At 73.4% G+C, this 24,740-nt stretch carries 30 protein-coding genes and 1 CRISPR repeat array; of the genes, 12 read left to right on the forward strand and 18 right to left on the reverse strand.

All coding sequences use genetic code 11. From position 1 onward, the window contains the following. Nucleotides 1–20: 20 nt before the first annotated feature. Nucleotides 21–968: a CoA ester lyase gene (locus QJS33_RS13315; protein WP_306368261.1), complete on the reverse strand. Its 948-nt coding sequence runs from the start codon at nucleotides 966–968 to the stop codon at nucleotides 21–23. A 114-nt stretch (nucleotides 969–1,082) separates the two neighbouring features. Between QJS33_RS13315 and QJS33_RS13320 the strand changes: the two genes are divergently transcribed. Then, nucleotides 1,083–3,410 (forward strand): molybdopterin-dependent oxidoreductase, encoded by a 2,328-nt coding sequence (locus QJS33_RS13320; protein WP_306368262.1) that lies wholly within the window; start codon nucleotides 1,083–1,085, stop codon nucleotides 3,408–3,410. Between the two features lie 118 nt (nucleotides 3,411–3,528). On the opposite strand, the gene QJS33_RS13325 is transcribed toward QJS33_RS13320, so the two are convergent. Then, nucleotides 3,529–4,308, reverse strand: a complete 780-nt coding sequence (locus QJS33_RS13325; RefSeq protein WP_306368263.1) for an NAD(P)H-dependent oxidoreductase — start codon at nucleotides 4,306–4,308, stop codon at nucleotides 3,529–3,531. Between the two features lie 138 nt (nucleotides 4,309–4,446). Here QJS33_RS13325 and QJS33_RS13330 point away from each other — a divergent pair, with 138 nt between their 5' ends. Then, nucleotides 4,447–5,298: a helix-turn-helix transcriptional regulator gene (locus QJS33_RS13330; protein ID WP_306368264.1), complete on the forward strand. Its 852-nt coding sequence runs from the start codon at nucleotides 4,447–4,449 to the stop codon at nucleotides 5,296–5,298. 270 nt (nucleotides 5,299–5,568) lie between these two features. Here QJS33_RS13330 and QJS33_RS13335 read toward each other — a convergent pair whose 3' ends face one another. From QJS33_RS13335 to QJS33_RS13385, 11 genes are all read right to left on the reverse strand, one after another. Continuing rightward, the gene (locus QJS33_RS13335) at nucleotides 5,569–5,997 is read right to left on the reverse strand and encodes a hypothetical protein (RefSeq protein ID WP_306368265.1); all 429 of its coding nucleotides are present in this window, start codon (nucleotides 5,995–5,997) and stop codon (nucleotides 5,569–5,571) included. Next, nucleotides 5,994–6,764 (reverse strand): class I SAM-dependent methyltransferase, encoded by a 771-nt coding sequence (locus QJS33_RS13340; protein ID WP_306368266.1) that lies wholly within the window; start codon nucleotides 6,762–6,764, stop codon nucleotides 5,994–5,996. Before QJS33_RS13340 ends, QJS33_RS13335 begins: the two co-directional genes overlap by 4 nt. Continuing rightward, complete coding sequence (locus QJS33_RS13345) at nucleotides 6,761–7,549, reverse strand: DUF2071 domain-containing protein (RefSeq protein WP_306368267.1); 789 nt, start codon at nucleotides 7,547–7,549, stop codon at nucleotides 6,761–6,763. Before QJS33_RS13345 ends, QJS33_RS13340 begins: the two co-directional genes overlap by 4 nt. Then, nucleotides 7,546–8,454: a DUF3419 family protein gene (locus tag QJS33_RS13350; protein ID WP_306368268.1), complete on the reverse strand. Its 909-nt coding sequence runs from the start codon at nucleotides 8,452–8,454 to the stop codon at nucleotides 7,546–7,548. Before QJS33_RS13350 ends, QJS33_RS13345 begins: the two co-directional genes overlap by 4 nt. After that, nucleotides 8,451–8,846 (reverse strand): DoxX-like family protein, encoded by a 396-nt coding sequence (locus QJS33_RS13355; protein ID WP_306368269.1) that lies wholly within the window; start codon nucleotides 8,844–8,846, stop codon nucleotides 8,451–8,453. Before QJS33_RS13355 ends, QJS33_RS13350 begins: the two co-directional genes overlap by 4 nt. 146 nt (nucleotides 8,847–8,992) lie before the next feature. Then, nucleotides 8,993–9,326: a CRISPR direct-repeat array (repeat unit 29 nt; unit sequence GGGACCATCCCCGCATGCGCGGGGAGCAG). Nucleotides 9,327–9,487: 161 nt separating this feature from the next. After that, nucleotides 9,488–10,654, reverse strand: coding sequence for a methyltransferase domain-containing protein (locus tag QJS33_RS13360; RefSeq protein ID WP_306368270.1), 1,167 nt, complete (start codon nucleotides 10,652–10,654; stop codon nucleotides 9,488–9,490). Continuing rightward, a complete protein-coding gene (locus QJS33_RS13365; RefSeq protein WP_306368271.1) occupies nucleotides 10,651–10,833 on the reverse strand; it encodes a hypothetical protein in 183 nt (60 codons plus the stop codon). Before QJS33_RS13365 ends, QJS33_RS13360 begins: the two co-directional genes overlap by 4 nt. Nucleotides 10,834–10,931: 98 nt before the next feature. Next, the gene (locus tag QJS33_RS13370) at nucleotides 10,932–11,075 is read right to left on the reverse strand and encodes a hypothetical protein (protein WP_306368272.1); all 144 of its coding nucleotides are present in this window, start codon (nucleotides 11,073–11,075) and stop codon (nucleotides 10,932–10,934) included. Between the two features lie 3 nt (nucleotides 11,076–11,078). Continuing rightward, entirely contained in the window at nucleotides 11,079–11,324 is a 246-nt protein-coding gene (locus QJS33_RS13375) for a hypothetical protein (protein WP_306368273.1), read from the reverse strand. Further along, on the reverse strand, nucleotides 11,321–11,539 hold the full coding sequence (locus QJS33_RS13380) for a hypothetical protein (protein ID WP_306368274.1): 219 nt from the start codon (nucleotides 11,537–11,539) through the stop codon (nucleotides 11,321–11,323). The genes QJS33_RS13375 and QJS33_RS13380 overlap by 4 nt, the downstream gene beginning before the upstream one ends. After that, on the reverse strand, nucleotides 11,539–12,147 hold the full coding sequence (locus QJS33_RS13385) for a hypothetical protein (RefSeq protein WP_306368275.1): 609 nt from the start codon (nucleotides 12,145–12,147) through the stop codon (nucleotides 11,539–11,541). The genes QJS33_RS13380 and QJS33_RS13385 overlap by 1 nt, the downstream gene beginning before the upstream one ends. Nucleotides 12,148–12,333: 186 nt before the next feature. Here QJS33_RS13385 and QJS33_RS13390 point away from each other — a divergent pair, with 186 nt between their 5' ends. From QJS33_RS13390 to QJS33_RS13415, 6 genes are all read left to right on the forward strand, one after another. Further along, nucleotides 12,334–13,176, forward strand: coding sequence for a helix-turn-helix transcriptional regulator (locus QJS33_RS13390; protein ID WP_306368276.1), 843 nt, complete (start codon nucleotides 12,334–12,336; stop codon nucleotides 13,174–13,176). A 1-nt stretch (nucleotide 13,177) separates the two neighbouring features. Next, the gene (locus QJS33_RS13395; protein WP_306368277.1) at nucleotides 13,178–13,378 is read left to right on the forward strand and encodes a DUF397 domain-containing protein; all 201 of its coding nucleotides are present in this window, start codon (nucleotides 13,178–13,180) and stop codon (nucleotides 13,376–13,378) included. A gap of 157 nt (nucleotides 13,379–13,535) precedes the next feature. After that, nucleotides 13,536–13,733, forward strand: coding sequence for a DUF397 domain-containing protein (locus QJS33_RS13400; protein ID WP_372339652.1), 198 nt, complete (start codon nucleotides 13,536–13,538; stop codon nucleotides 13,731–13,733). A 252-nt stretch (nucleotides 13,734–13,985) separates the two neighbouring features. Continuing rightward, the gene (locus QJS33_RS13405; RefSeq protein WP_306368278.1) at nucleotides 13,986–14,216 is read left to right on the forward strand and encodes a DUF397 domain-containing protein; all 231 of its coding nucleotides are present in this window, start codon (nucleotides 13,986–13,988) and stop codon (nucleotides 14,214–14,216) included. A gap of 15 nt (nucleotides 14,217–14,231) precedes the next feature. Next, complete coding sequence (locus tag QJS33_RS13410; protein WP_306368279.1) at nucleotides 14,232–15,047, forward strand: UTRA domain-containing protein; 816 nt, start codon at nucleotides 14,232–14,234, stop codon at nucleotides 15,045–15,047. Between the two features lie 104 nt (nucleotides 15,048–15,151). Beyond that, nucleotides 15,152–15,655, forward strand: a complete 504-nt coding sequence (locus QJS33_RS13415) for a GNAT family N-acetyltransferase (RefSeq protein ID WP_306368280.1) — start codon at nucleotides 15,152–15,154, stop codon at nucleotides 15,653–15,655. A gap of 15 nt (nucleotides 15,656–15,670) precedes the next feature. Here the strand turns inward: QJS33_RS13415 and QJS33_RS13420 are convergent, their stop codons facing one another. Then, nucleotides 15,671–16,720 (reverse strand): acyl-CoA desaturase, encoded by a 1,050-nt coding sequence (locus QJS33_RS13420; protein WP_306368281.1) that lies wholly within the window; start codon nucleotides 16,718–16,720, stop codon nucleotides 15,671–15,673. Next, on the reverse strand, nucleotides 16,717–17,658 hold the full coding sequence (locus tag QJS33_RS13425; protein ID WP_306368282.1) for an STAS domain-containing protein: 942 nt from the start codon (nucleotides 17,656–17,658) through the stop codon (nucleotides 16,717–16,719). The genes QJS33_RS13420 and QJS33_RS13425 overlap by 4 nt, the downstream gene beginning before the upstream one ends. 288 nt (nucleotides 17,659–17,946) lie before the next feature. On the opposite strand from QJS33_RS13425, the gene QJS33_RS13430 reads away from it, so the two are divergent. Together QJS33_RS13430 and QJS33_RS13435 are read left to right on the forward strand one after the other, a co-directional pair. Then, entirely contained in the window at nucleotides 17,947–18,228 is a 282-nt protein-coding gene (locus QJS33_RS13430; protein WP_306368283.1) for a type II toxin-antitoxin system Phd/YefM family antitoxin, read from the forward strand. Beyond that, nucleotides 18,225–18,485, forward strand: a complete 261-nt coding sequence (locus tag QJS33_RS13435) for a type II toxin-antitoxin system RelE/ParE family toxin (protein ID WP_306368284.1) — start codon at nucleotides 18,225–18,227, stop codon at nucleotides 18,483–18,485. Before QJS33_RS13430 ends, QJS33_RS13435 begins: the two co-directional genes overlap by 4 nt. Before the next feature lie 3 nt (nucleotides 18,486–18,488). Here QJS33_RS13435 and QJS33_RS13440 read toward each other — a convergent pair whose 3' ends face one another. The 3 genes from QJS33_RS13440 to QJS33_RS13450 form a co-directional block, all read right to left on the reverse strand. Beyond that, on the reverse strand, nucleotides 18,489–20,639 hold the full coding sequence (locus QJS33_RS13440) for a PrsW family intramembrane metalloprotease (RefSeq protein WP_306368285.1): 2,151 nt from the start codon (nucleotides 20,637–20,639) through the stop codon (nucleotides 18,489–18,491). Nucleotides 20,640–20,750: 111 nt separating this feature from the next. After that, the gene (locus tag QJS33_RS13445; RefSeq protein WP_306368286.1) at nucleotides 20,751–22,151 is read right to left on the reverse strand and encodes a methyltransferase; all 1,401 of its coding nucleotides are present in this window, start codon (nucleotides 22,149–22,151) and stop codon (nucleotides 20,751–20,753) included. Then, a complete protein-coding gene (locus QJS33_RS13450; protein WP_372339653.1) occupies nucleotides 22,148–23,110 on the reverse strand; it encodes a hypothetical protein in 963 nt (320 codons plus the stop codon). The genes QJS33_RS13445 and QJS33_RS13450 overlap by 4 nt, the downstream gene beginning before the upstream one ends. A gap of 95 nt (nucleotides 23,111–23,205) precedes the next feature. Here QJS33_RS13450 and QJS33_RS13455 point away from each other — a divergent pair, with 95 nt between their 5' ends. Next, a complete protein-coding gene (locus QJS33_RS13455) occupies nucleotides 23,206–23,904 on the forward strand; it encodes a TetR/AcrR family transcriptional regulator (RefSeq protein WP_306368287.1) in 699 nt (232 codons plus the stop codon). 300 nt (nucleotides 23,905–24,204) lie between these two features. After that, nucleotides 24,205–24,702 carry an NUDIX domain-containing protein gene (locus QJS33_RS13460; RefSeq protein ID WP_306368288.1) on the forward strand — a complete coding sequence of 166 codons (498 nt, stop codon included), beginning with the start codon at nucleotides 24,205–24,207 and terminating at the stop codon, nucleotides 24,700–24,702. Nucleotides 24,703–24,740 lie beyond the last annotated feature (38 nt).

The following is a 24,740-nucleotide window of genomic DNA, read 5'->3' on the forward strand; positions in this document are numbered from 1 at the left end:
GCGGCGGTGTCCGCCGGCGGTCAGGCGGGCGGGGTGAAGGCACGGGTGCGGGTGAGCCCCGCGGCCCGGCCCTTGCCCGCGATGACCAGGGCCATCTTGCGGGACGCCTCGTCCAGCATCTCCTCGCCGAGCATGACGGCGCCGCGTCGCTCCACCCCGGTGGCGTGGGCGTAGGCGTCCAGGATGAGCTCGGCGTGGTCGTAGTCCTCCTGGGAGGGTGCGAAGGCCTCGTTGGCGGCCTCGACCTGGAGCGGGTGCAGCACCCACTTGCCGTCGAAGCCCAGGGCCGCGGTGCGCCCGGCGGCGCGGCGGAACGCGTCCACGTCGCGGATCTGGAGGTAGGGGCCGTCGACGGCCTGGAGCCCGTGGGCGCGGGCGGCGGTGAGGATGCGCATGAGGACGTAGTGGTAGGCGTCGCCGGTGTCGTAGCCCGGCGGCTGCTCGCCCACGACCAGGGTCTTCATGTTGAGGGAGGCCATGAAGTCGGCCGGCCCGTACACCAGGGTCTCCAGGCGCGGGGAGGCGGCGGCGATCTCCTCCACCCGGGTCAGCCCCCCGGCGTCCTCGATCTGGGCCTCGATGCCGATCCGGCCCACCGGCAGGCCGACGGCGCGCTCGATCTGGGTGAGGAGGGTGTCCAGCCACTGGACGTCGCGGGCGGCCGTGACCTTGGGCAGCACCAGGGCGTCCAGGTTCGCGCCCGCGCCCTCCACCACCTCGATGACGTCCCGGTAGGCCCAGGCGGTGGTGGCGTCGTTGACCCGGACGGTGCGGACCTTCTCCCCCCAGCCGCCGTCGTTCAGGGCGGCGACCACGGTGGCGCGGGCGGTCTCCTTCTCGGCGGGGGCGACCGCGTCCTCCAGGTCGAGGAAGAAGGCGTCGACGTCCAGGCCGCGCGCTTTCTCCACGAACCGGGGGTTGGACCCCGGCACCGCGAGCACCGACCGTCGCGCCCTGAGCCCGCCCATGCCACTCCCCCTGTCGTCCGACACGTCCCACGTGGTGCGGGGCCCATCATGGCATCCCCGCGTGCATAGAGTGGGACGGGGCCCGCGGGTCCCCAGAACCGGGAGGAGCCGCCGATGTCCACCACGTCGTACCCGACCAGCGCCCACTGGGGCAGCTACCGGGTCCTGGTCCGCGACGACCGGGTGGTGGGGGTGCGGCCGGACCCGGACGACCCGGCACCGTCCCCCGTCATGGAGAACACCCCGGGCGCCCAGCACCACGCGTCGCGGGTGGCCCGGCCCGCCGTGCGGCGGCGCTGGCTGGAGCACGGGCCCGGGCCCGACCCGCGCCGGGGCGATCCCGACGACGAGTACGTCGAGGTGGGCTGGGACCGGGTGCTGGACCTGCTCGCCGCGGAGCTGGACCGGGTGCGCACCGCCCACGGGAACGCGGCGATCTACGGCGGGTCCTACGGCTGGGGCAGCTCCGGGCGGGTGCACCACGCGCAGAGCCAGCTGCACCGGTTCCTCAACGGCATCGGCGGGTACACGCGCTCGCGGACGACCTACAGCCACGGCGCGGTGGAGACCCTGTTCCCGCGCATCATCGGCACCCCGGCCGCCAACCGGCTGCTGCACCGGGCCCCCTCGTGGGAGGTGATCCGGGAGCACACCGACCTGGTGGTGACCTTCGGCGGGCTGCGGGTCTCCAACATGTGGATGGCCTCGGGCGGGCGGGCCGCGCAGACCGCCGGGCCGTCGATGCGGGCGGCCGCCGACGCGGGGGTGGGGTTCGTGTCGCTGTCGCCGCTGCGCGACGACACCCCCGACGACGTCAAGGCCGAGTGGGTGCCGCTGCGGCCGGGCACCGACACGGCGGTGCTGCTGGCGCTCATGCACGTGCTGTTCACCGAGGGCCTGGCCGACCTCGCGTTCCTGGACCGGTACACCGAGGGCGCCGACGTGGTGCGCTCCTACGTGCTGGGCGGGCGCGACGAGCGCGGGGACCGCCCCGGCCTGCCCCGCACCCCCGAGTGGGCGGAGCGGATCAGCGGGGTGCCCGCGGCCGACATCCGGGAGCTGGCCCGGCGGATGGCGCGGGGGCGGACCCTGGTCAACGTGGGCTGGTCGGTGCAGCGCGCCCGGTACGGCGAGCAGCCGCTGTGGGCGGGGCTGGCGCTGGCCTGCTGCCTGGGACAGGTGGGCCTGCCGGGCGGCGGGTTCGCGTCGGGGTACGGGTCGATGGGCAACTACGGCGGCGGGTCGACGCCGCTGGGGCTGCCGGTGATGCCGCAGGGCGACAACGCGGTCAAGGACTTCATCCCGGTGGCGCGGGTGTCGGACATGCTGCTGCACCCGGGCGAGGCGTACCACTACGACGGCCAGGAGCGGCGCTACCCGGACATCCGGCTCGTCTACTGGGCGGGCGGCAACCCGTTCCACCACCACCAGGACCTGGCCCGGCTGACCCGGGCGTTCGGGCGGCCGGAGACCGTGGTGGTGCACGAGACGCACTGGACGGCGACGGCCCGGCACGCCGACATCGTCATCCCGTCCACCACCGTGCTGGAGCGCGACGACCTCACCGCCAGCCGGGGCGACCTCAGCCTGCGGGCGATGCCGCGGGCGGTGCCGCCGCACGGGGAGGCGCGCGACGAGTACGACACCTACGCCGACCTGGCCGAGCGCCTGGGCGTGCGGGAGGCGTTCACCGAGGGGCGCACCTCCGCCGACTGGATGCGGGAGATCTACCGGCGGTGGCGCTCGCTGGTGACGCGGCGCGGCCTCCAGGCGCCGGAGTTCGACGCGTTCTGGGCGGCGGGCCGGGTGGAGATGCCGGGCCGGGTCGAGGACGAGGCGCTGCTGGGGGATTTCCGCGCCGACCCGGAGAAGAACGCGCTGCGCACGCCGAGCGGGCGGATCGAGCTGTACTCGGAGACGATCGCGTCGTTCGGGTACGAGGACTGCCCGGGGCACCCGGTGTGGCTGCCGGGGCCGGTGCTGTCGGACCGGGGCGGGGAGTTCCCGCTGGTGCTGGTGGCCAACCAGCCGACCGGCCGCCTGCACGGCCAGCAGGACATGGGGGCGCACAGCATGCGCCAGAAGATCGACGGCCGCGCCCCGGTGCGCCTGCACCCGGCCGACGCCGCCGCCCTGCGGATCACCGACGGCGATCTCGTGCGCGTGGTCGGCCCGCGCGGCTCCTGCCTGGCCGGCGCGGTGCTCAGCGACGCCCTGCTGCCGGGGGTGGTCCAGCTGTCGACGGGTGCCTGGTACGACCCGTCCTCGACCGAGGCCACCTGTGTCCACGGCAACCCGAACGCCCTCATCTCCGACGAGGGCACCTCGTCGCTGAGCCAGGGCTGCACGGGCCAGCTCGCCCGCGTCCGCGTGGAGCGCTTCGAGGGCACCCCGCCGCCGGTCCGCGCCTTCGACCCGCCGCGGGGGACGACCCCGGCCTGACGGCCGGGCGGGGGCGCCCGAGCCCTGCCCGACCCCTGCGGGAGGCGACGTACGGACCGGCGCACGAGGGGAGAACGGGGCCGCGACCCCCGGCCGCCCTCCGCCCGGCCCCCGCGGGTCAGCCGCGCACGTGCAGGCCGAAACCCGTGCGGCCCGCGGGCTCCAGCCCCTCCTTCAGGTGCAGCGAGGGGATCTCGTAGTCGCCGAAGTTCTGCCGACGGAACGGGATCGGCTCCGTCGTCTCCAGGGTGAGCAGGCGCTGCTCCCAGGCCTTGGCGGCGTCGGCGTAGTCCGCCTCGGTCATCCGGTCGGTGCCGTGGAGCACGAACGGCGGCAGCGGCTCGATGCCCGGGTAGTAGAGGATGCCGTGGTGGATCGGGAACAGCAGGTCGTCGATGGGGCCGTTGATCCCGCGGGCGGCGTAGTGCGACTCCGGGCCGCCGACCGTCACCGACACCAGGGCCCTGCGGCCCGCCAGCGTGCCCTCGCCGAAGCGCTCGCCGTACCTGGTGTCGCTGTGCTCGCCGACCCCGTAGGCGAAGTGGTAGGTGAACACCCGGTCCACCCACCCCTTGAGGATCGCGGGCATGGTGTACCACCACAGCGGGAACTGGAGGATGATCATGTCGGCCCACAGGAGCTTCTCCTGCTCGGCGCGGACGTCCGCGGTGAGCTCCCCGGCGTCGAAGGCCAGGCCCGAGTCCCGGGCGACCCTGAGCGGCCGCGACGCGTGCGGGCCGTAGTCCGCGGCGTCCACGGCGGCCTTCCAGTCCATGGCGTAGAGATCGCTCACCCGCACCTCGTGCCCGGCGGCCTCCAGGGTGGTCACCGCGAGGTCCTTCAGCGAACCGTTGAGCGACCGCGGCTCGGGGTGGGCGTAGACGATCAGCGTCTTCATGGGGACTCCTTCGGGTCGGATGCCTCCGATTCTGGGAGCCGCGGCGCCCGGTGTTCAGGGGCGCCGCTTCCGTCGGACCGGACTTCCTGGTAACGACAGGGCCACCCTCGCGGGTACCGTCGCGGCGATACTGGGGGCATGGACGATCTCGCGGGTTTCCTCAGGACCCGGCGCTCCCGGGTCGACCCGGCGGGCCTGGGCATTGCGACCGACAGCCGCCGACGGGTGGCGGGACTGCGCCGGGAGGAGGTCGCGCACCTGTCCGGGGTCAGCGTCGACTACTACGTGCGGCTGGAGCAGGGCCGCGCGACACAGCCCTCCGAGCAGGTGCTCGACGCGCTCGCCCGGGTCCTGGGCCTGGACGGGACCGAGCGCGGGCACCTGTACCGCCTGGCCCGGCAGCCGCGCCGCCGCGCGAAGGCGCCGAGCGGGCGGCGGGTGCGGCCGGAGCTGCTGCGGGTCCTGGACCTGGTCGTCGGCGCACCCGCGCTGGTCATGAACCACCGCATGGACGTGCTCGCCGGGAACCGGCTGACGGAGCTCCTCTACGGTCGGCCGCTGCGGGGGCTGAACACCGCCCGGCACATCTTCCTGGAGGAGGACGAGCGCGGCCTGTACGCGGAATGGGAGACCTGCACCCTCGACGCGGTCGGCCACCTGCGCCTGGCCGCGGGCCGGTACCCCGACGACCCCCGCCTGTCCTCACTGGTGGGGGAACTGGCGGTGGGCAGCGAGCGGTTCCGCCGGCTCTGGGCACGGGCGGACGTGCGCGCCCGCACCCACGGCGTCAAGGCGTACCGGCACCCGCTGGTGGGGCTGCTGGAGCTGCACCAGGAGAACTTCTCGCTGCCGGACGAGTCCGGCATGGAGCTGCTGGTGCTGTCCGCCGCACCCGGCAGCCCCACCGAGGACGGGCTGCGCCTGCTCGCGAGCCTGGACACGGACGGTGGTGCGGCGCGTTCCGCGGAGCGGGCCCGGGACCGCGGGTGATCCGGCGGCGCCGGTCCGCGGGCGGGAACCGCCCCCGGCGCCCGGACGCGGCGGACGGGAGGTGCGGGACCACGCCGGGCATCGGTGCCGTGAGCCGAAGCGGCAGGCCCCCCTCACCGCGCCCCCACCCGTACAGGCAGGACGGCCCGGCATCCCACCGGTCCGCCCGAAGCACGGACCCGCACCGGGCATCGGTGCCGGAAGCCGAAACGACAGGCCCCTCACCGCGCCCCCACCCGTACAGGCAGAACGACCCGGCATCCCACCGGTCTACCCGGCGACCGTGTACAGCGCGAACCCGAACACCCCGGCCACCCAGGTCCACAGCAGGCAGAACGCCGCGTGGGCGAGGGTGCGCAGCGGGTCGCCCCGCCAGAGGGAGGGCGAGAAGTAGGCGAACTGGAACAGCCAGCGCAGCGACCAGAACACGGTCTCGGCGGCCAGCACGGCGGTACCCAGACGCCCGCCGGACAGGAGGTCGGGCGCCAGCAGCAGCGGAAGGGCGCCCAGCAGCACGCAGGTCGCGCCGATGAAGAAGAAGTGCGCTCCCGCGACCTGTCGGGCCGGGTCGGCCATCCGCGCGACCTGGGACGGCCAGTCGATCAGCCTCGGCAGCACCAGGTGGAACACCCCGAGCGCGACCAGGACCGCCCCCACCGCGTGCAGCTGGCCCTGGACCGAGAAGAGCGCGCCGGTCACCGTGGCGGCCTCACGAAGACGAACACCGTGACCAGACCGGCCAGCCGCCGTTCCGAAACCGGGCGCAGACCGGCGTCGTGCGCGGTCCGCAGCCACCGCGACCGGGGCATGAAGTGTTCGGCCCCGGGGCCGTAGACGGCGATGTTGGCGAGGTCGCGGCAGTGTTCGACCAGCACGAGCGCGCCGCCGGGACGCAGGACGCGCGCCACCTCCCCGAAGGCCGCCGACCGGTCCGCCGCGCGTCGCAGCTCGTGCAGGGCGAAGGGGGCGATGACGGTGTCCGTCGAGGCGTCCCGTGCGGGGAGCGCATACGGCGTGCACGCCACCGTTCCCGGCCGGGGCGGCACCCTGCGGCGGGCGCGGCGCAGCGACGGCTCCACGACCGGGAGCGCGTCGTACAGGTCCGCGACGGTCTGCTCGCACCCGGGGTGCCGTGCGCCGATGGGTCCGCTCGCCTCGTCCAGGCCCGACGACACCACCAGGTGGCGCCCCGGGCCGTCGGGGTGCCCGGCCGCGGCCAGGGCGGGGGCGAGCCAGGTCCAGTCGTGCAGGGGTGAGCGGTCGTAGACGGCGTGGGAGGCCGCGAGCGAGGCAGCGGTCCACCACGCGCCCGCACCTGCGGCCGTCAGGGCGGCGGCGCGCGGGACCCCCCGCAGGCGCCGCCCCGCCAGTGCCCCGCCGACGGCCACGGCGGTGCCCGCGAGGTACATGGGCCAGTTGTAGGCGATGACGTGGTGCGCCCCGGAGGGGGCCGGTCGGCGGCTCATCCCCGCGCTCCCGCCGGGGTCACGAGTCGGCCGGGGTGCCATCCGTAGTCCACGTCCGCGACGTGGAAGGCGTTGGCCAGGACGGGTTCGGTCCCGTGGAAGGGGCCGTGGCGGAAGAACGTCAGCCGCTCCACGTCCACCGCCACCGGGCGCGGCTCCCAGCTCGTCCGCAGTGCCTTGACCACCAGCACGCCGCCGCTGCGCGGGTCGTGTTCAAAGGTGTAGGGCAGCGGCCCGGCGAAGCGGCGCGCGTCCCGCAGGGTGGCGAAGGGGGACCCGTCCGGGAGGGGTGCCGTGCCTGTGTCCAGCGCCGCGCCGACCCGGAGGTCGGCCCGCCCGTCGGGCGAGCGCACCGCGACCTCCAACCGGTCACCGACCCGGCGCGTACCGAGGGTCGCGCGCTCGTACCCGTAGCGGGTCAGGAGCGTGCCCGCCGCGGCCAGCAGAGGGCTCGACGTCTGGCTGCGCAGGATGCGCAGGCCACGCAGGGTGCGCGTCCCGTCCGTCGCGGTGCGCTCCACCGGGAGGCGGGCGAAGACGCGGTAGCCGGTCATCACCTGGTCGGCCCCCAGGGACGGGGCCAGGAAGGCCGGGCGCAGCGCGCGCAGTGACACCGCGGCGACCGCGGCGAACCCGTGTTCGGTGCCGTCGGGGGCGCGGTAGGTGTCCAGCTCCAGGCCCGGGGTGAGCAGGGGGCGCAGAACATGCGGGGGGAAGGCGTAGGTGAGCACCAGCGAGTCGGTGAAGTGCGCGCGCATCGGCAGGGGGTGCTGCCGGATTCTCATCGGGGACCTCCGACGGTCGTGACGTACAGGCTTCCCCACAGGGGGCAGCGTTCCGCGGCCGTTCGTGCGGCCGCGGCCGTCCCGGGCGCACCTCCCATGCTGCGCAGCACCGCGGTCCCGCCCGGCCGGACCGCTCGTTCGACGGCGGTGCGCAGCCGTCGGCGGTAGGCGGGGCCGGGCCCGTCCAGGACGTTGGACAGGGTCACCGCGTCGTAGCTGCGGGCGGGTACCGACTCCAGGTGTTCGGCGGCGTCGCCGAGCAGCCACCGCACCGGTCCGGGGCCCGGGGCGATGGGGTCCGCGGCCCGGTCGGCCAGCAGCGCCGCGAGGAGCGGGTTGTCGGTGTTCGGGTGGTGGGCGACGACGCGGGCGATCCGGGCGCGCAGCGCGGCGTCGAAGCGGGGCGGGACGACGTGGCGGAAACCGGGGGCGAGGGCCGCGGCGAGCACCCCGACGGGTCGGAGGGCCGTTCCCATGAGCAGTCGCAGACCGGGGCCGTCCAGGCGGGTGCGCCACCACGAGGACTGGACGCGGGGGTCGTCCAGGTCGAGGAAGGCGTCCAGGGAGGCGGGATGCCATGCGGGCAGGGCGAGGGCGGCGGCGCGGCGGCCCGCCGCGAGCATCCGCTCGGCGCTCCCGGTGACGGCGGGCGTCTCCCCGGCGAGGCGGGCGCGGGCGTAGGCGAGCTGGACGGGGTTGACGTCGATCGCCGTGACGTCGTACCCGGCTCGGGAGAGGGCGGCGGCGGTGTCCCCGGCCGAGGCGATGCACAGGACACGTGCGGGTGCTGCGGGGAAGGCCCGAACCTCCACGCGCGGGTCCTCGTACATGCGGCCGAAGAGGAGTCGTGGCCCGTGCCCGGGCAGGGCCAGGATGCGGCCCGCGGACCAGGGGTTATGGGTCATGTGCGCGCCCCGGAGTGGCGGGCGGCGACCACCCAGGCCAGCGCGACGATCGCCAGGTTGGCGGTCAGCATACGGCCGGGTTCGTCGATGTTGCCGGGCGAGGCCAGGAGGCCACCGGCGTTGAAGAGGGCGATGAGCGCGGTCTGCACTGAGGCGGCCGCGTACGGCCGCCACCCCCACAGGACCCAGAGGCCGATAGCGGCCTCCGCCAGGCCGATTCCCAGCAGGAGCGGTGTGACCAGGGTGTCGGGGAGGAGGGGGAGGTCGGCGATGATCGCCCGGTGGTCGGCGCGGCCCGGCCAGACCTTGCACCAGAGGCCTTCGTAGAACCAGACCAGTGACAGGGCCGCCGCCGGGGCGAGGATTCGGACGTCCCTGGGGGGAGGGGTCATGGATTCATGGAATCACCTGTTGCGCGGAGGGCGCCTCCGGGGTCCGCTCGACGGTGCCCGGGACGGTGCGGGGTCGGCCCACCTGCGGGGATCGACTGAGACCTCGGCCCTGTCCGCCGACGGGCTCGGAGCGGCTCATAGTGCGGAGGCCCATCCCCGCATGCGCGGGGAGCAGATTCAGCCGCCGCTGTTCTGGAAGGACAAGCGGGGACCATCCCCGCATGCGCGGGGAGCAGCAGGCCGCCCTGGTCGGCGAGGTCGGCGGCGAGGGACCATCCCCGCATGCGCGGGGAGCAGTTCTACGGCCCGTACTACCCCGAGGACCGTGAGGGACCATCCCCGCATGCGCGGGGAGCAGCTCACATCGCCCTCCCCCACCTACCCACATCAGGGACCATCCCCGCATGCGCGGGGAGCAGTCACCGGTGACGCGACCGCTGCGGCGATCGTGGGGACCATCCCCGCATGCGCGGGGAGCAGACTCGATGACCTGCACGGATTACGACGTCAACCAGCCAATTTCATGACTTCTCAAGAAGCGGACATTCCACCCGGAGATGTGCAGCTCACTGTAGTGCCCAGGTCCGCGGCCAACAGCCGGTTCGCCACTCACGTTTTCCGAGCCAGGGGTCACGGCACCCTCAGATCGGGTTCCCGTCGGAGGTCCACAACGGGTACTCAGGGGCACGCAACCACACGGTGCGGTCGCCGGTCGCTCGGTCGACGCTGAGCCCGAAGGCGCCAATCCCGGGAGACCCCTCATCCCGCCACCGGGCGAGCCCTGCGGTGAACTCCGCGAACATGCGGCGAGAACCTCCTTCCTCGACCCGGCCGTCCGCATGGAGGTGCAGCCACGATGCGCACCGGGTCGAAGCCACCCACACGTACGGTTCCACCGCCCCGGGTTCCATCCGCAGGCCGAAGAACCAGTCCGGCACCAATAGCGAAAGCAGCACCGACATCTCCCCGTCGAACCACGACTTCCGGGGGTCCCCGTCGACCTGCTCCACAGCACCGACCACTGCACCAGGACCGGAAGGTGCGCGAGCGGGTCCCCGTTGGCCGCGTGCCCACATGAAGGCGAGCGCCCCCTCGAACCGCCCCGACAACCGCTCACCCTCGTCGTCCAGAACTGCGAGCAGCCCTCCGGGGAGCCCGGGCGACGGCGCCCACGGGGTGACGATCCGTCCCAGCGGCCGAAGCACCTCCATCCAGGACAACGGAATCTCCGCAACCGTGCAGGTCGCAATGATGCGGTCATGGCCCGCCCCCGAAGAAGACGACAGGTTCTCCCCATCTCCGGTAAGCAGGCCTGGGCGGTATCCGGCGACCGCCAGTGCGGTTCGGGCCTTCACGGCCACACGGTGGTCGATCTCGATCGTGACCACCCGCCCCTCCCCCAGGAGTTCGGACAGGAGAGCGGCGTTGTAGCCGGTACCGGTGCCGACCTCCAGTACCCGGTGACCGGAGCCGAGTTCGGCAGCGGCCAGCATGCGGGCCATGATCGCGGGCGCACTGCTGGAGGAGGTGGGGATGCCCATCGTCCCGGTCCCCTCGGCACCGTCGTCGTACTGGGTGGTCAGGGCCTGATCGCTGTAGGCGGTCCGCAGCCAACCGTCGGGGTCGGCGCCCCGGTCGTACCGGGTGCCGTCGATGGTCCAGTAGACGTCGGGAAGGAAGAGGTGCCGGGGAACGGACGTGAACAGGTCGGCGATCCGACCCGGAACGCCTTCGGCTTGGAGATCGGCGGCAAGGGCCCGGGCGAGGGGGCGGTGGTCGCGGGTCATGTCCTCGGTCTTCCCACTCACCGCCCGACCTTCCCGGTGCCACCGCACCCGGTGCAGGCGACCCAACGGGCGAGGTCCTTGCCTTTGCTACTGCCGTCGTTGGTGACCCACTTGCCGCCTTGGCCGTTGCACATGGAGCAGTCCGACTGCTCGGCGTTCGGCGTGAGGGCGGGTGCGGGTGCGGCGAGAGCTGAAGTCATCGTGGATCTCCGAAGTTGCGCTGTGATCTGTCAGCGACCCGCGTGCCCGGGAGGGCTGGTGGGGTCCCGGGCGCGCGGGGGCCTGAGGACTGGGGTCGTCAGTGGTCGTCGTCGTTTCCATTGCCGAGGACGGAGCGTTGCCAGGCGAGGAATTCGCCCTGGCGGCGGACGGCGTTCTTCTCCTCCTCGGTGAGGTCGTCGGGGATCGGGTCCTCGGCCGGGTCGTACTCGGGGTTGTCCATGTCCTACTCCCTGGTCTGCTCGGTCTCGGTGGTGTGGTGGCGGGCCAGCAGTTCGCGCAGGGCGGCGTGGTCGGGAGCTGCCAGGCGTTCGTGCGGGTCGCCGGGGCCGGTCCAGCCCAGGGGCCGGTAGGCGACCACTTCGGTGCCGCCGTCGGGGGTGGGCTCCAGGGTGAGGACCCAGCGGCCGTGGATGAGGTCGTCCAGCATCCGCACCCTCGGGTCCGGGATGTCGGCGGGTTCGGTGGTCACAGGTCCTCCAGGGGGCTGCGCCACACCAGCGGGTGCGGGTGGGGGTCGCGGCCGGAGGTGACCGCGACCCGGGTGGTGTGGCCGTGGGTGGCGGCGTAGACGGCGCGGCCTTCCAGGGTGGGTCCGAGGTAGCGCAGCGGCACCTGGTGGGTGTGGGCCCAGAACCCGAGGGTCTGGACCGAGGGGAACTCGCGGATATCGCAGACCCGGCGCATCAGGCGGCCCTCCCCAGGTGCCACTTGGCCATGCGGGCGGCGGCCATGGCGTCCTTCCACAGGCCGTCGCGGTCGGCGGTCAGGTGGGTGGTGGTGCGGAACGCGGCCGTGCGCGCCCGCAACCGCGCCGCCGCCCGGCTCCTCCTGGTCGGGGTCGGCTTCGGCCGGGTGCGGGAGCGGGTGCCTGCGCGCAGGGCCTGGATACGGGGCCGGGACGCCAGGGCGGCGGAGAACCCCGAGGCGGGTACCGACTCCGCGACCGCGTCCGCGATCGGGGTCGGTTCCGAGGCCGGGGGCGTGGGGGTGGTCGGGGGCTCGGACCGCTGGTCCGGGCTGGTGCGGGGTGTCGGAACCCGGAACGGGGCGGGGGTCGTGCCGTTGGTGCCGCTCGGGGCCGGAAGTGAGGGAGAGGTCGGTGCCGGGGGCGGGGTGGTCTGGGAGATCCACTGGCGTACCGCCAGGGTCAGCGGGGCGAGGTCGCGGCCCGGGTGGGTGACGTACATGCGGGCCCGGCTGGCCCGGTGGGGCCGTCGCCAGCGGAGGGCCTCGGAGGCCAGCCAACGGGCGGCCACGAGTTCGGAGCAGTTCAGGTAGCGGTATCGCGCCATACGCGCACACCTCCGGTAGAGGCGCCGGGTGGGAAGCCCGGCAGGGAATCGAACGTGCCCCTATCCTCAAACATGTATTCCAGGTTTTCAAGAGAACGCAGGAATCCAGTCCCTGTATTCCATGTTTGTCCGTTTTTCTTGCCCCAGCCATACGATCAAGGGGCACCGGCACACCAGGAGCAGCAGATGAGCGAGCGATACTCCCCCACCGTGCGCCGACGGCGACTCTCCGAAGAGCTCCGCCGACTGCGCCACGACGCACGCATGACCCTCGACGACGTCGTCAGAGCCACCGAGTGGTCGCGTGGGAAGCTGGGCAACATCGAGAGCGGGGAGAGACAGCGCCCCCAGGTCGCCGAGATCCGCACCCTCCTCGACGCCTACGGTGTGACCGACCACGACACCCGCGAAGCCGTCCTCGACCTGTGCCGCCAATCCCGCGAGCGCGGCTGGTGGGTGCGCTACCGCGACGTGCTCTCCAGCAAGTTCGTCGGATTCGAGGCCGAGGCCAGCACCATCTGCAACTGGGAATTGGCCGTGGTCCCGGGCCTGCTCCAGGTGCCCGCGTACACCGAACTGATCACCCGGACCGCGCTCGTCCGCGACCCCAAGGACGTGGCCCGCGTGGTCGACGCCCGGATCGAGCGGCAGCGTGTGATGTTCGAGGACCCACAGCCTCCGGACATCTGGTTCGTTTTCGACGAGACCGCCCTGATCCGCCTGCGCCACCACCCCGAGGTGCTGCGCGCTCAGATCTCACACCTCGTCGAGATCGCCGCCGACCCCAGGATCACCATCCAGATCGTCCCGTACGACCGTCTCCACCCGGGCACCGGCGGACCCTTCGTGATCATGGACTTCCCGAACACCGTCGACCCCTCGGTGGTCTACCTGGAGACCGACACCGATGGCCTCTACCTGGAAGAGGCCGAAGAGGTCACCCGCTACCGCCGCCTGTTCGACCACCTGCGCCTCGCGGCACTGCTGCCCGAGGAGACCCTTGCCCACCTACGAGAAATGACCATCTGACATGGACACCCGTTCAGTTCCCACGATCCCTGCCGAGCTGTTCCGCAAGAGCAGCTACTCACAGCCGCAGAACTGCGTGGAGGTCGCCGACCTCCCCGCCGGGTCCGCCGTCCGGGACACCCAGAACCGCGAGGCCGGGCACCTGATGTTCGCCCAGCGCGAGTGGTCCGGCCTGATCGCATCCGTGCGCTTCGACGGGTAGGACGAACAGGAGGCCCCGACCATGCGGTCGGGGCCTCCCGCGTTCAATTCCCGGGCTCACCGTATCCCGGAGGGAGCGGACGGGGAAGGTTCCGCAGCCCGGTGGCCGTAGGGGGCAGGGCGGGTATAGACGGCCGGAGGTGGGGGACGAAGCAGGGATGACGATGCACAGTGACAGCACCCATGCCCTTACCTTCCACAAGTCCAGCTACAGCGCCAACGAGGCCGCGTGCGTCGAGGTGTCGGAGGGAGCAGAGACCCTGGTGCGCGATACCCAGAACCGGGAGCGGGGGCACCTCACCTTCACCGGCCGCGAGTGGGAGGCCGCCGTCCGGGTACTTCGCCACGAGGGCTAGCCCAGACGCGCAGGAGCCCCCGGCCGAGCGGCCGGGGCCTCCTGCATTCGTCCGGGGCCCGGCCCACGGCTCGGCGGGTGGCGAGCTCCCGATCTGCGATCGGACCAGCTTTTCTGTCGGGGCACACGCACTGGAACAGGCCTTGCCGCGGCCACCTGAGGATCTGCCCGGTGTAAGCACCCAGACGAATGGCCCGGTGCGCCAACAGGGTGTGACGAACAGGTGGCGGGGCATTGCTCCGGGGGACAGCCGATGGTGATCCGCAGACCCAGTGGAGAAACCCCGATACTCGCGAACAGCATCCCTTCTCTACGTTTCCGGAAGCCCGGCTACAGCAGCGGGCAGGGGCAGAACTTCGTCGAGGTTGCGGACCTGCCCACCGGCAGCGCGGCCGTTCGCGACTCCGAGCGTCCCGGGGCGGGGCACCTCACCTTCTCCGCCGCCGAATGGTCCGCTCTCCTGCGGGCGGACGAGCACACCTGACCGGGAGGAACCGCCATGGACACAACGACTCTGCACGACATCGCCGCCATGCCCGACCCTCTGGACAGAGCCCGGGCGGCATCGGCGGCCATGACCACTTTGCAGGGGCAGAGCGTCGAACTGTCCCGTATCCGCAGGGCCGCGATCATCGAGGCGCAACAGGGCGGCATGCTCCAGGAGGACATCGCCCGCCACCTGGGCGTCTCCCCCGGCCGGGTCTCCCAGATGAAGAAGGCCGGTGCCTCCGGACCCGACCACAAGGCCCCCACCGGCCCCACCGAGCCGAGACCGCGCGTACTCGTCCAGCGAGCGCTACCGACTCCGCCCAGCACACGGGGTTCCAAGTCGCTCTACCTCACGGAAGCCGAACAACAGGGGCTCACCCCGGAGCGGAAGATGTTGTTCGTCGGGCAGGAGCCCGCGAACGAACACGTCGCCCTGGGCCTTCGGGTCGAGCCCGGCGAGAACGTGATCGCCCGCCGCAAGATGTTCTGGGCCAACGGCGTCCCGGTCCGGATCTCGACCTCCTACTTCCGCGTGGACGTCGGCGAGAACACCCGGCTGGACGGTGAGGGCTTCGTGCTGCCCACCCTCCAGGCCGCCATCGAGGATCTGGGCCACCGGTTCGACCATGCCGTCGAGACGCTGACCGCGCGCCCGGCGACCCCCTACGAAGCCGACCTGCTGGACATCCCCGGTGAGTGGGTCGTGCAGGTGCTGCGCGTCGGCTATTCCACCGACGACGTCCCCGTCCACGCCCTGGAGACGATCTGCGCGGCGTCCCGCCACACCTTTCCGATCGGCCAGGCCGTCGGCAGCGACCAGTTCTGAGCCGGGAGAGCGACACCCGGGAGGCCCCGTCCGACCGGTCGGGGCCTCCCGTAGCGACAGGTCTCCGTTGATCACCCTGCCCGCCCCCGTCTAGGGTTCCGGGCATGAAGATCAGACCGGGCGACTCCACCGACCTCCCCACCGTCCTCGGCATGCTCGACTCCGCCGTCGAATGGCTCGTGTCGAACAACCGCACCGGACAGTGGGGCACCGAGTCCTGGTCCTCCCGGCCCAAGTCCGTCGAGCGGATCCGGACGATGCTCACCGACGCCGAACCCTGGATCGCCGAGATCGACGGCGAGCCCGCGGGCACCCTCGTCCTCGACACCGCCCCCGGTCCCGAGGTTCCGCCCGCCGACGAGCCCGAGGTGTACGTCCGCCTGCTGGTCACCGACCGCCGCTTCGCCGGACGCGGCGTCGGTTCCGCCCTCCTGGAGCACGCCGCCGAGGAGACCCGCCGCCGCAACGTCTCCCTGCTGCGCGTCGACTGCTTCGCGGGCAACGAGGGCCGCCTGGTCGCCTACTACACCCGCCAGGGCTTCACCCCCACCGACACCTTCACCGTCGGCGACTGGCACGGTCAGGTCCTCGCCAGGCGCGTCGGCTGAGCAGGGCACCGGGGCTCAGTATTCGAGCTCTGGCCGCAGCGGTCCGCCCACCCGGTGCAGGTGGCCCAATACCTCGGCGTAGGAGCGCAGCAGCCCCGTCTCGTAGTACTCCAGCCCGAACCGCTCGCACGCCGCCCGTACCAGCGGCTGGGCCCGGCGCAGGTTGGGCCGGGGCATCGACGGGAACAGGTGGTGCTCGATCTGGTAGTTCAGCCCGCCCATCACCAGGTCGACCACCGGCCCGCCCCGGATGTTCCGCGAGGTGAGGACCTGGCGGCGCAGGAACCCCGTCTTCGTCCCCTCCGCCACCACCGGCATCCCCTTGTGGTTCGGGGCGAAGGAGCACCCCATGTACAGCCCGAACACCCCCTGGTTCACCAGCACGAAGCACAGCGCCTGCAACGGTGTGAGCGTCACCAGCACGACCGCCAGGTACCCGCCGAAGTGCACCGCCAGCAGCGTCCCCTCCACGATCCGGGTCCGCAGCGGCAGGTCGGTGCGCCGCACGACCCCGGCCGCCGAGGCGAAGTGCAGGTGGAAGGCCTCCAGGAGCAGCATCGGGAAGAACAGCCAGGCCTGGCTCCGGGCCAGCCACCGCCCCGGCCCGCGGCGGCGCAGCAGGGCCTGCTCGCGGCTGAACGCCAGGGCCGCCCCCGCGATGTCGGGGTCCCGGCCCTCGTGGTTGGGGTGTGCGTGGTGGCGGTCGTGCTTGTCGACCCACCACCCGTACGCCAGCCCCACCAGCAGGTCCCCGTGGATCCACCCGATGATCCGGTTGGCCCGCTCGCCCTCGGCGATCTGCCCGTGCCCGGCGTCGTGGCCGATGAAGGCCGTCTGGGTGAAGAGCAGGCCGAGCACCACCGCCGTGACCAGCTGCCACCAGGACGGTCCGATCAGCACGAAGGCCGTCCAGGTCGCCAGCAGCAGGGACAGGGTGACGGTGATCCGCACCGCGTAGTGGCCCCGGCGCCTGCGCAGCAGCCCGTGTTCGCTCACCTCACGGGACAGGACCGCGAAGTCGCTCCCCCGGCGTCGTTCGGGGAGGACCCCGTCGGTTCGGGTCATCGGGCCATCGCCTCCCCCACCGTCGCGTGGACGGGCGGGAGTCCGTGCGTTCCGGTGAGCTCCATGAGCCTGGCGACCGGCTCCGGTGGCGCGGCCAGGCGCAGGTCTGTCCCCGCCCGCTCGGCCCGGGCCCGGACCTCGGCCAGGAGGGAGAGCCCGGCCGCCCCGAAGAAGGTCACCCCGGACAGGTCGACGACCACCCGGTCGCCGCGCTCGCGCAGCACCGCGAATAGCCGTGTCCGGTACTCGGGGACCGTCACCAGGTCGATCTCCCCGGAGAGCCGGACGAGTGTCCCGCCGGGGTGCCTCCGCCACGACACCGCGCCGCGGCGTGAGACGCGCACGGACCCCTCGTCCTTTTCGTAGAGTCCGCCGCCCTCGGACTCCCAGTCCGTTTCCGGGGGCGTGCGGGGCGGCGGCGCGATCAGGGAGGCCACGTCCATGATCTCGGCGGCCTGTTTCGTGTTCGTGGACAGGATGGCCAGGTCGAGCGCGGACCAGGCGGCGAACGCCGCCACCCCGGGCGGTACGACCAGCAGGCGGGTGCGCGCACCGTTGTCGCCGACCGCGACCAGGAGGTCGGGCGGCGTCTCCAGCGACCAGGAGAGGCGGACCGCGCGGCCGGCCACCGCGAGGAGTGCGGGTCGGCGGGACCAGCCGACCACACCCAGTTCGAGCAGGTGGACGGGGCCCCGCCGGTCGTCGATGGCCAGGATGAGCCCGGGCAGCTCGGCCACCGGGTCGCCGGACCTGGGCCACCAGCCGCCGTCCAGGACGGCGCCGTGGTGCGGGATGGGGTTGAGCCTCAGCCGGGGGACCGATGGAGGGGTGTCGGAGATGACGGGCGGATGTGAGGTGAAGGAGGCCATGGCGAACTGCTCGGCGATCCCCGGGCCGGGAGAGCCCTGCTCGTCCCGGTCCGGCTGGGAGCGCGGCACGAAGAGCGCACCGCGCGCGGCGGAAGAGGGCGCAGGTTCCAGACCTGCGCCGAAAGGCATGGCGGCACGGAACGGTGGTTCCGGATCCTGTCCCGGCGCCACACCCTCGCCCCGGCGGACCGGGCTCTCTCGGAACGGGGTGTCTCCCCCGTTCCCTTCCAGACTACTTCCCCGGCTTCCGGCGCACAGGGGTGCGCACACCCCTCCCCCGCCCTCTCGGCGGACGGGGACCGGCCCTCCTCGCCGGAATTCAGGACAGGATTCGGACCGGTCGCCGTAGTGGTCACCATGGAGACCATTCCGATCACGGAGGCCGAGGCGAAGATCGCCGAGTCGGCCGACCGCGCCCAACGCGAACACGCCGACCACATGTTCACCGAGAACGGCCGCCCGGCCGTCGTGATGATGTCGGTGACCCGGTACGAGTCCCTGATGGAGACTCCGAGCATCCTCGCCGACGGAGAAACACGTGCGGATCTCCGGGAGGCCGCCGAATCCGAGGAGTTCACCAACGAGGAGGACATGGCCGTACTGATGGAACGGCGGCTCGGCAAGGATTCCGCAGCGTGAGGGTCGTCTGCAAGAGCCCGGCGAAACGGGCCCTGGCGGAAGAACCCCCCGAGGCGCTGTCGGTGGCCGCGTACGAGTTCGTCAACGGCCCGCTGCGGGAGAACCCGTGGCGCGTCGGCGAACCCCTGGAGGAGCCGTTCGCCGGCCTGCACACGGCACGCCGGGGGACCTACCGGATCATTCACAGGATCCGGCCTGACAAGGATCTGGCCGAGATCCGCTCGATCCGCCACCGGCGGGACGTCCACCGGGCCTGACGGTCAGCGGACCAGCAGGCGGTCGACGGACTTCGGGAGCAGCAGGCCCGCGAGCCCCACGGCCGCGTAGACGACCTGGCCGGGGGCGAGCATGCCCAGCACCGCCCCGCTGTTGCCGGTCGGCGAGCGCAGGAAGTCGCGCATGTGCGGGTGGGCGCGCGGGACGCCGTTGCCCGCCACCAGCAGGAGCAGCACCGCTCCCAGCAGGATCACCGCCCACACCGCGTCGAACACCGACAGGCCTCCGAACCAGGTCTGGAACCGCTCCAGGGCCAGCAGCGCGTAGCCCGGCTCGCCCGTCGGAACGCGCGACGCGGGCACCGGGACCACGGCGACCGCCACCGCGGCCGCGCCCGCCATCGCCGTGACCCCGCCGGTGGCCGCCAGTCCCAAACGCCGCGCCAGTTCCCGGGCGGTCCGGGTCAGCTCCCGCTGCGACGGGTGGTGCCGCCACGGCCGCCCCGCCGACCGGGCCTCCCCCATCGCGTTCGCCCGCCGCTGCCGCAGGAACCGCCAGGTGTCCCCCAGCACCGCCGGTCCGCGCCGCGCCGCGATGGTGCACGCCGCCAGCTCGTGCACGATCATCGCCAGCGTGGTCGCCAGCGTGACCGGCAGTTCCGCCCAGGCCAGCGCCGCCCGGCGGAACCCCGTCGCGATGTCCCCCGGCACCCGCACCCGCGTCGCCACCGCACGCCCGCGCGCCCGCCTGCGCAACCCCGCCAGCGGCGGCAGTCCCGGCAGCGGCGGGGTGCTCTCCGCCGCCGTCGCGATGAGCCGGTAGTCCAGCGCCACCGCGCACAGCACCAGCACCACCAGGAAGAACGGCGTCAGCACGCCCCCGCCGAGCAGCCCCAGCACCACACCGGACGCCGGGTGCAGCGCCGCCCCCGCCAGGACCGCGTTCAGGTTCAGGTGCTCCAGGAACGCCAGCAGCACCGCCAGCGGCGGCAGCACCCACGGCCACCGCCCCCGCCCCACGACCGCCAGGCCCAGTGCGGCCCCGACGAGTCCGCTGGTCACCGCGTGCCCGGAGAACGCCGCGACCACGGCCCCGGTCCCCCGGTCCACGACCTCGCTGCCGCCCGGCAGGAACCACCCGCCGCCCCCGGATCCGCCCACCGCGAGCGCGGTGACCAGGTGCTCGGCCAATTGGAACCCCGCCCCCGACGCCGCCGCCAACAGGGCGAAGTCCACCGCCGCCAGCCGCCGGGTCCGGCGCGGCGCCACCAGCGGCAGCAGGAGCAGCGGCAGCAGCTTGCCGACCTCCTCCACCGTCACCGCCACGTAGGTGTACGGCACCACGTCGTAGGTGTCGGCGCCCAGCGCCCCCGCGACCGCCCGCTCGGCCAGGCCCATCGGCCACAGCAGCAGCGCCCCCAGTGCCGCGACCCGCAGCAGGGAGGCGAAGGCCACCGTTCGGGACCGCGCGAGCAGCGCCAGCTGGAACAGCACGGCGAAGAGCGTGACCACCGCCGGCAGGACCGGTGCCGCCACGGCGGAGACCGCCGCCGGGGCGATGGCCGCCACCGCCAGCGCCGTCCAGCCCGCGACCCCGCGCAGCGCCCGCAGGCCGCGGGCGGCCCGCCCGCCCCGCAGCCGGTCGGCCCCGGCGGCGACACGTTCGTAGAGGTCGGGGCCCGGGGCGCGCTTCGGGCCCGTGTCGGCGCACCGGTACAGCGCCGCCGCCCGCACCAGGTCCGGTGTCTTCTCGGCCTCCGCCCGGGAGGCGAAGTGCGCCCGCGCCTGGGGGATGTCCGCCCCCACCAGCTCGCGCACGAAGTCCGCCGGGCCCGCCGCCACCGTCAGGTCGTCGGCGGTGATGAGCACCGCCGCCGAGAAGTCCTCCACGCACACCAGGAAGTCGGTGGGGTCGGGCCCCCAGCCGCGCACCAGGTCGATGAGGGTGTCGGTGTGCAGCGGGATCTCGGTGACGGGCTCGTAGGAGAACTCGGGCCGGGTCCGGCACACCAGCAGCCGCTCCACCCCCATGGACCGCCCCGCCGCGATGACGGCGCGCACGAGGTTGCGGTCGCGCGGCACGAGGAACGGCGTGGTGACCTTGCCGTCGGCCCGGATCCACTGCGGGTCCAGCTCGGTCGCTCCGGCGCACACGCGCAGGACCAGGTCCCGCGCGAGCATGGCCTGTTCTTCCATCTGGGGATCCTCGGCCGTCGGGGGGTGAACAGGTCGGGGCCGGTCCGCCCGCGGGGTTCGCGTCCCGGGGCGTTCCGGCCCGACCGAGCATAACGGCGGGACCCCGGCCCGTCAGGGGGCGGGCTCGGACGACGCGGAGGGCCCCCGGGCGGCGGAGGGCCCGTACGGCTCGGGATCCCCGTCGGCCGCAGGGGGCTCTGCGGCCCCGGGCGGCACGGAGGCTCCGGTCCCGGGCGAAGCAGGGGCCGCGGTACCGGGCTCCCGGGCGGGCCGGGGGCCGGCCCCGAAGGCGTCGGCGGACAGCTGTGCGAAGTGCCGAAGGCCCGGCAGGTCCAGGGCCCAGCCGGTGAACGCCCAGCCCAGGTTCAGGTGGTCCAGCACCCTGGCCAGGGCGGACACCCCGCTCCAGCGCACGCCTTCGGGGTTCTCGTAGGTGAGCCGGTACAGGACCTCGGGGTGTTCGTGCGCGTCCCGGATCTTGAGCGCCACCGGCGACCGCGCCTCGATCCACGCCCGCAGGCCCTGGCACAGCGAGCAGTCGGCGGCCACGTACAGGGTCCCGGCGGCCCGGTGCGGCCAGGGCCGCCACCGGGGCAGCCAGGCCCGCACCCCGGAGCGGTAGCGGTCCCATTCCGGGCCGAAGGACTCGCGCAGCCGCTCGCCCTCGTGCCAGGACGCGAACCCGGCGCCGTAGGCGAACGCGACCACGGACCCGTACAGCAGCCGGGGGTCGGCGAACACCGCCGCCAGGACCAGGTAGACGGCGACGATGGTGGTCTGCATGGGGTTGCTCAGGTAGGCGTAGGGGCCGCTGGTGACCAGTCTCCGCGGCGGGTCGTAGGGCAGCGGGGTGCCGCCGCCGACCCGGGCGAACTCGCGGGCGGCGGCCAGCCCGGGCAGGGCGGCGAACCCCAGGAGCTGGAGGGCCACCGGGATCCCGCCGGGCGCGGCGACCCCGTCGCCGGGCAGGATGCCCAGGGCGGCGATCGGGAGCACCACCATCAGCCCGAAGGAGAGCACGGCCTGCGCCCACATGCGCGCCCGGACGGCCTGGCCCCGGCGGGTCCAGTGGGCCAGCATCAGCGCGGGGATCAGGCACAGCGCCGACCCCGCGAACTCGCCGAGCAGCCATGTGCCGTGGAGGACGACGACGGGTTCGGCCAGCGGCATGGCGATGATGTCCGCCCACACCAGCAGCGCGGTGAGCAGCGGCACCGGCAGGAACCGGAGCAGCACCGCGGGCAGGGCGCCCCACAGCAGCGCCCAGGCGAGCAGCAGGTCGACGGGGATGCCCGCCCACACGGCGCCCTCGGCGTGGAAGGACCACCAGCCCGCGTGAAGGGCGTAGAGGTTGAGCGGGATGAGGGTGAGCAGTGCCCAGGCGGTGGAGACGATCATGGCGGCGGTCTCGCGCGGCCGGGGCGGCCGCCACAGGCACAGTCCCACGAGCGGCAGGACGGGGAAGCACAGGCCGACGCCGCGGACGATGAGGGCGGGGAGTTCGGGGTTCACCGCCCGGCCTCCGCGTCCGCCCGGCCGCCCGCCTCCGCGCCGGTGGTGAAGGTCCGTGCGAGGTAGGTCGCGGCCAGATCGGTGGTGTAGGCCTGGATCGGGCCGAAGTACCAGGACGGCTCGTAGGTGCGGTCGTAGTCGATGGTCCAGTCCATGCGAGTGCCGTCCCCGTCGGCGGTCCAGGTGGCGGTGGCGCGGTGCATGTCCATCCACTTGGCGAACGCGGCGTCCTCGGTGACCTCGAACACGACCCGGCCGCCGTCGGCGCGGACCTCGCTCTCGACGACCTCCAGCTCCATGTGGCGGGGGGTGGGCTCCGAACCGACCCGGAGGGTGGTGCGCGGGGTGAACTCGATGCGGCGGGTGGCACCGACCTCCAGGCCGGTGCCGGTGGCGGCGACCGGCTCGGGGAAGGGGACGGCGCGCAGGAACACGGCCTCGAAGGGGCCGTAGGCGGGCGGGGCGGCCAGGGCCGCGGCGACCTCGGCCGGTGCGGCGCCGGTGGACGCCGAGCCGTCGCCCTGGTCGGCACGGGGCAGGAAGGAGGTCCCGGCGACGCCCTCCAGGGTGAGGGCGAACAGCAGCGGGACCGCGAAGAGGGCCTGCTGGGAGCCGCGCCCGCCGCGGGCGATGGCGGTGGCGATCGCGGCGACGAGGGCGACCACCCCGTAGAGCAGCGGCGCCGCGATCACCAGGCACACCATGCCCTCGCCGAGGATGACGGCGGACATGGCGAGGACCACGGTGAGGGCCGTCATGGAGACGCCCATGGCGCTCCGGGGCCGGGCGGTGAACACCACGAGCAGCGCGATGCCGGCGGGCAGGCCCAGATAGAAGAGCGAGGTCTGGTCGAGCCCTCCCCAGTGGGTCAGCCGGAAGGTGACGACGACTGCCAGCAGCACCAGGACCAGGGCCGCGAGCAGCCAGCGGGATCCGCTGGCCAGGGGGTTCTCGGACACGGAGATCTCCTTCATCATTCGGTTGAATCAACCGGTTTAATCACTCGATTAAACCGTATGATGAAGAAGATCGGAAGCGGCGAAGGGGCGAGGGCATGGCCAAGAGCGGCGGCACGGGGCGGCGGAACAGCGAGGAGACCCGGGAGAGGCTGGTCTCCGCGGCCGCGGAGACACTGCGCGAAGAGGGCTACGCCGGGGCGTCGGCCCGGGCCATCGCCGCACGGGCCGAGGCCAACTCGGCGCTGGTCTTCTACCACTTCGGCGGCGTGGACCAGCTGCTGCTGGCCGCGCTGGACCGGTCCAGCGCCGAGCGCATGGCCATGTACCGGGAGCTCACCGCGCCCGCGCGCACCCTGGAGGAGCTGGTGGAGGCGGCCGTCCGCATCTACCGCACCGACCTGGAGCGCGGCTACATCACCGAGTTCTCCGAGCTGGTCGCGGCGGCGGTCACCAAGCCCGAGCTGCGCGACGAGATCCGCGACCGCGCCGAGCCGTGGATCGCGTTCATCGAGCAGGAGTGGGAGCGGGTGCTGGGCGGCTCGCCGCTGGCCCGGCTGCTGCCCGCCCGGGAGGTGGCCTACGGGGCGATCACGTTCTACCTGGGGGTCAACCTGTTCTCGGTACTGGACGAGGACCACTCGCGCACCGAGGCGGTGTTCGAGCTGGGAGGGCGGCTGGCCCCGCGGGCGAAGCTGCTCACCCTGCGCCTGCCGCGCCGGGGACGGGGCCCCGCGGAACCCGCGGAGGAGGCCGAGGAGGCGGGCGGGGTCGCCGGTGCCGACGCGGCGGGGTGACCCGGGGCGAGGCGCCCGACGGGGAGGAGCGTCCCGGGGAGCGACTGCGGCTGCGGGCACGACCGGACGGCCCGGCGACCGGGAGCGGTGAACGGCCGGGACTCCCCCGAAAAAGCAGGGAGGGCCGAAGGCCCCGGGCCGCCCGGGGAAGGGCGGGCAGCGGTGGCGAAACGGTCGGCCGGGGCTTGCGCCCGAGGCCCGGTCGGCCGAAAGGCCGAGAAGAAGGACCATCCGGAAGGCCGAGGTCCGCGACGCCGGCGAACCATAGGGTGGAACCCACAGTCGAGTACGGGAGAGCCGATGACGCACGGGATCGACGACATCGAGGTGGCCCCGGGGATCGTCTTCCCCGACACCTCCGACGGGCGCACCCACGTGGCGGGCGCGATCATCGCCGCCCCGGACGGGCGGATCTTCGCCCAGCGGCGGTCCCCGCACCGCAAGGTGTTCCCGCACTGCTGGGACATCGTCGGCGGGCACGTCGAACCCGGCGAGACCATGCTGGCCGGCCTGGTCCGCGAGGTCGAGGAGGAGACCGGCTGGCGGCTGCGCCGGGTGGAGGCCGAGCTGTTCCGGATCGACTGGGACCCGGGCGACGGGGTGACCCGGCACGAGGTGGACTACCTGGTGCGGGTGGACGGCGACCTGGATTCGCCACGGCTGGAGGTCGGCAAGCACACCGAGTTCATGTGGGTGGACGAGGCGAAGGTGCCGCTGCTGCGCGACGCGCGCGACCCGGGCGACTACTTCATCACCGACATCGTCAAACTCGGCCTGGACGCCGCCCGACCACGGTGACCGGGGGGGCGGGTGCGGTTCGGGGAGTGATGGGTCCG

This window comes from Nocardiopsis sp. CC223A, from assembly GCF_030766825.1.
In the GTDB taxonomy this organism is placed as follows: Bacteria; Actinomycetota; Actinomycetes; order Streptosporangiales; family Streptosporangiaceae; genus Nocardiopsis.

Bases quoted from the DNA above. Each gene is read 5' to 3' on its own strand.
- QJS33_RS13440 (WP_306368285.1), bottom strand. From the start codon at position 20,639: ATGGAAGAACAGGCCATGCTCGCGCGGGACCTGGTCCTGCGCGTGTGC.
- QJS33_RS13430 (WP_306368283.1), top strand. From the start codon at position 17,947: ATGGAGACCATTCCGATCACGGAGGCCGAGGCGAAGATCGCCGAGTCG.
- QJS33_RS13355 (WP_306368269.1), bottom strand. From the start codon at position 8,846: ATGACCCCTCCCCCCAGGGACGTCCGAATCCTCGCCCCGGCGGCGGCC.
- QJS33_RS13460 (WP_306368288.1), top strand. From the start codon at position 24,205: ATGACGCACGGGATCGACGACATCGAGGTGGCCCCGGGGATCGTCTTC.
- QJS33_RS13365 (WP_306368271.1), bottom strand. From the start codon at position 10,833: ATGACTTCAGCTCTCGCCGCACCCGCACCCGCCCTCACGCCGAACGCC.
- QJS33_RS13325 (WP_306368263.1), bottom strand. From the start codon at position 4,308: ATGAAGACGCTGATCGTCTACGCCCACCCCGAGCCGCGGTCGCTCAAC.
- QJS33_RS13330 (WP_306368264.1), top strand. From the start codon at position 4,447: ATGGACGATCTCGCGGGTTTCCTCAGGACCCGGCGCTCCCGGGTCGAC.
- QJS33_RS13370 (WP_306368272.1), bottom strand. From the start codon at position 11,075: ATGGACAACCCCGAGTACGACCCGGCCGAGGACCCGATCCCCGACGAC.
- QJS33_RS13380 (WP_306368274.1), bottom strand. From the start codon at position 11,539: ATGCGCCGGGTCTGCGATATCCGCGAGTTCCCCTCGGTCCAGACCCTC.
- QJS33_RS13455 (WP_306368287.1), top strand. From the start codon at position 23,206: ATGGCCAAGAGCGGCGGCACGGGGCGGCGGAACAGCGAGGAGACCCGG.
- QJS33_RS13410 (WP_306368279.1), top strand. From the start codon at position 14,232: ATGGACACAACGACTCTGCACGACATCGCCGCCATGCCCGACCCTCTG.
- QJS33_RS13405 (WP_306368278.1), top strand. From the start codon at position 13,986: ATGGTGATCCGCAGACCCAGTGGAGAAACCCCGATACTCGCGAACAGC.
- QJS33_RS13320 (WP_306368262.1), top strand. From the start codon at position 1,083: ATGTCCACCACGTCGTACCCGACCAGCGCCCACTGGGGCAGCTACCGG.
- QJS33_RS13315 (WP_306368261.1), bottom strand. From the start codon at position 968: ATGGGCGGGCTCAGGGCGCGACGGTCGGTGCTCGCGGTGCCGGGGTCC.
- QJS33_RS13390 (WP_306368276.1), top strand. From the start codon at position 12,334: ATGAGCGAGCGATACTCCCCCACCGTGCGCCGACGGCGACTCTCCGAA.
- QJS33_RS13420 (WP_306368281.1), bottom strand. From the start codon at position 16,720: ATGACCCGAACCGACGGGGTCCTCCCCGAACGACGCCGGGGGAGCGAC.
- QJS33_RS13350 (WP_306368268.1), bottom strand. From the start codon at position 8,454: ATGACCCATAACCCCTGGTCCGCGGGCCGCATCCTGGCCCTGCCCGGG.
- QJS33_RS13415 (WP_306368280.1), top strand. From the start codon at position 15,152: ATGAAGATCAGACCGGGCGACTCCACCGACCTCCCCACCGTCCTCGGC.
- QJS33_RS13340 (WP_306368266.1), bottom strand. From the start codon at position 6,764: ATGAGCCGCCGACCGGCCCCCTCCGGGGCGCACCACGTCATCGCCTAC.
- QJS33_RS13400 (WP_372339652.1), top strand. From the start codon at position 13,536: ATGACGATGCACAGTGACAGCACCCATGCCCTTACCTTCCACAAGTCC.
- QJS33_RS13385 (WP_306368275.1), bottom strand. From the start codon at position 12,147: ATGGCGCGATACCGCTACCTGAACTGCTCCGAACTCGTGGCCGCCCGT.
- QJS33_RS13345 (WP_306368267.1), bottom strand. From the start codon at position 7,549: ATGAGAATCCGGCAGCACCCCCTGCCGATGCGCGCGCACTTCACCGAC.
- QJS33_RS13395 (WP_306368277.1), top strand. From the start codon at position 13,178: ATGGACACCCGTTCAGTTCCCACGATCCCTGCCGAGCTGTTCCGCAAG.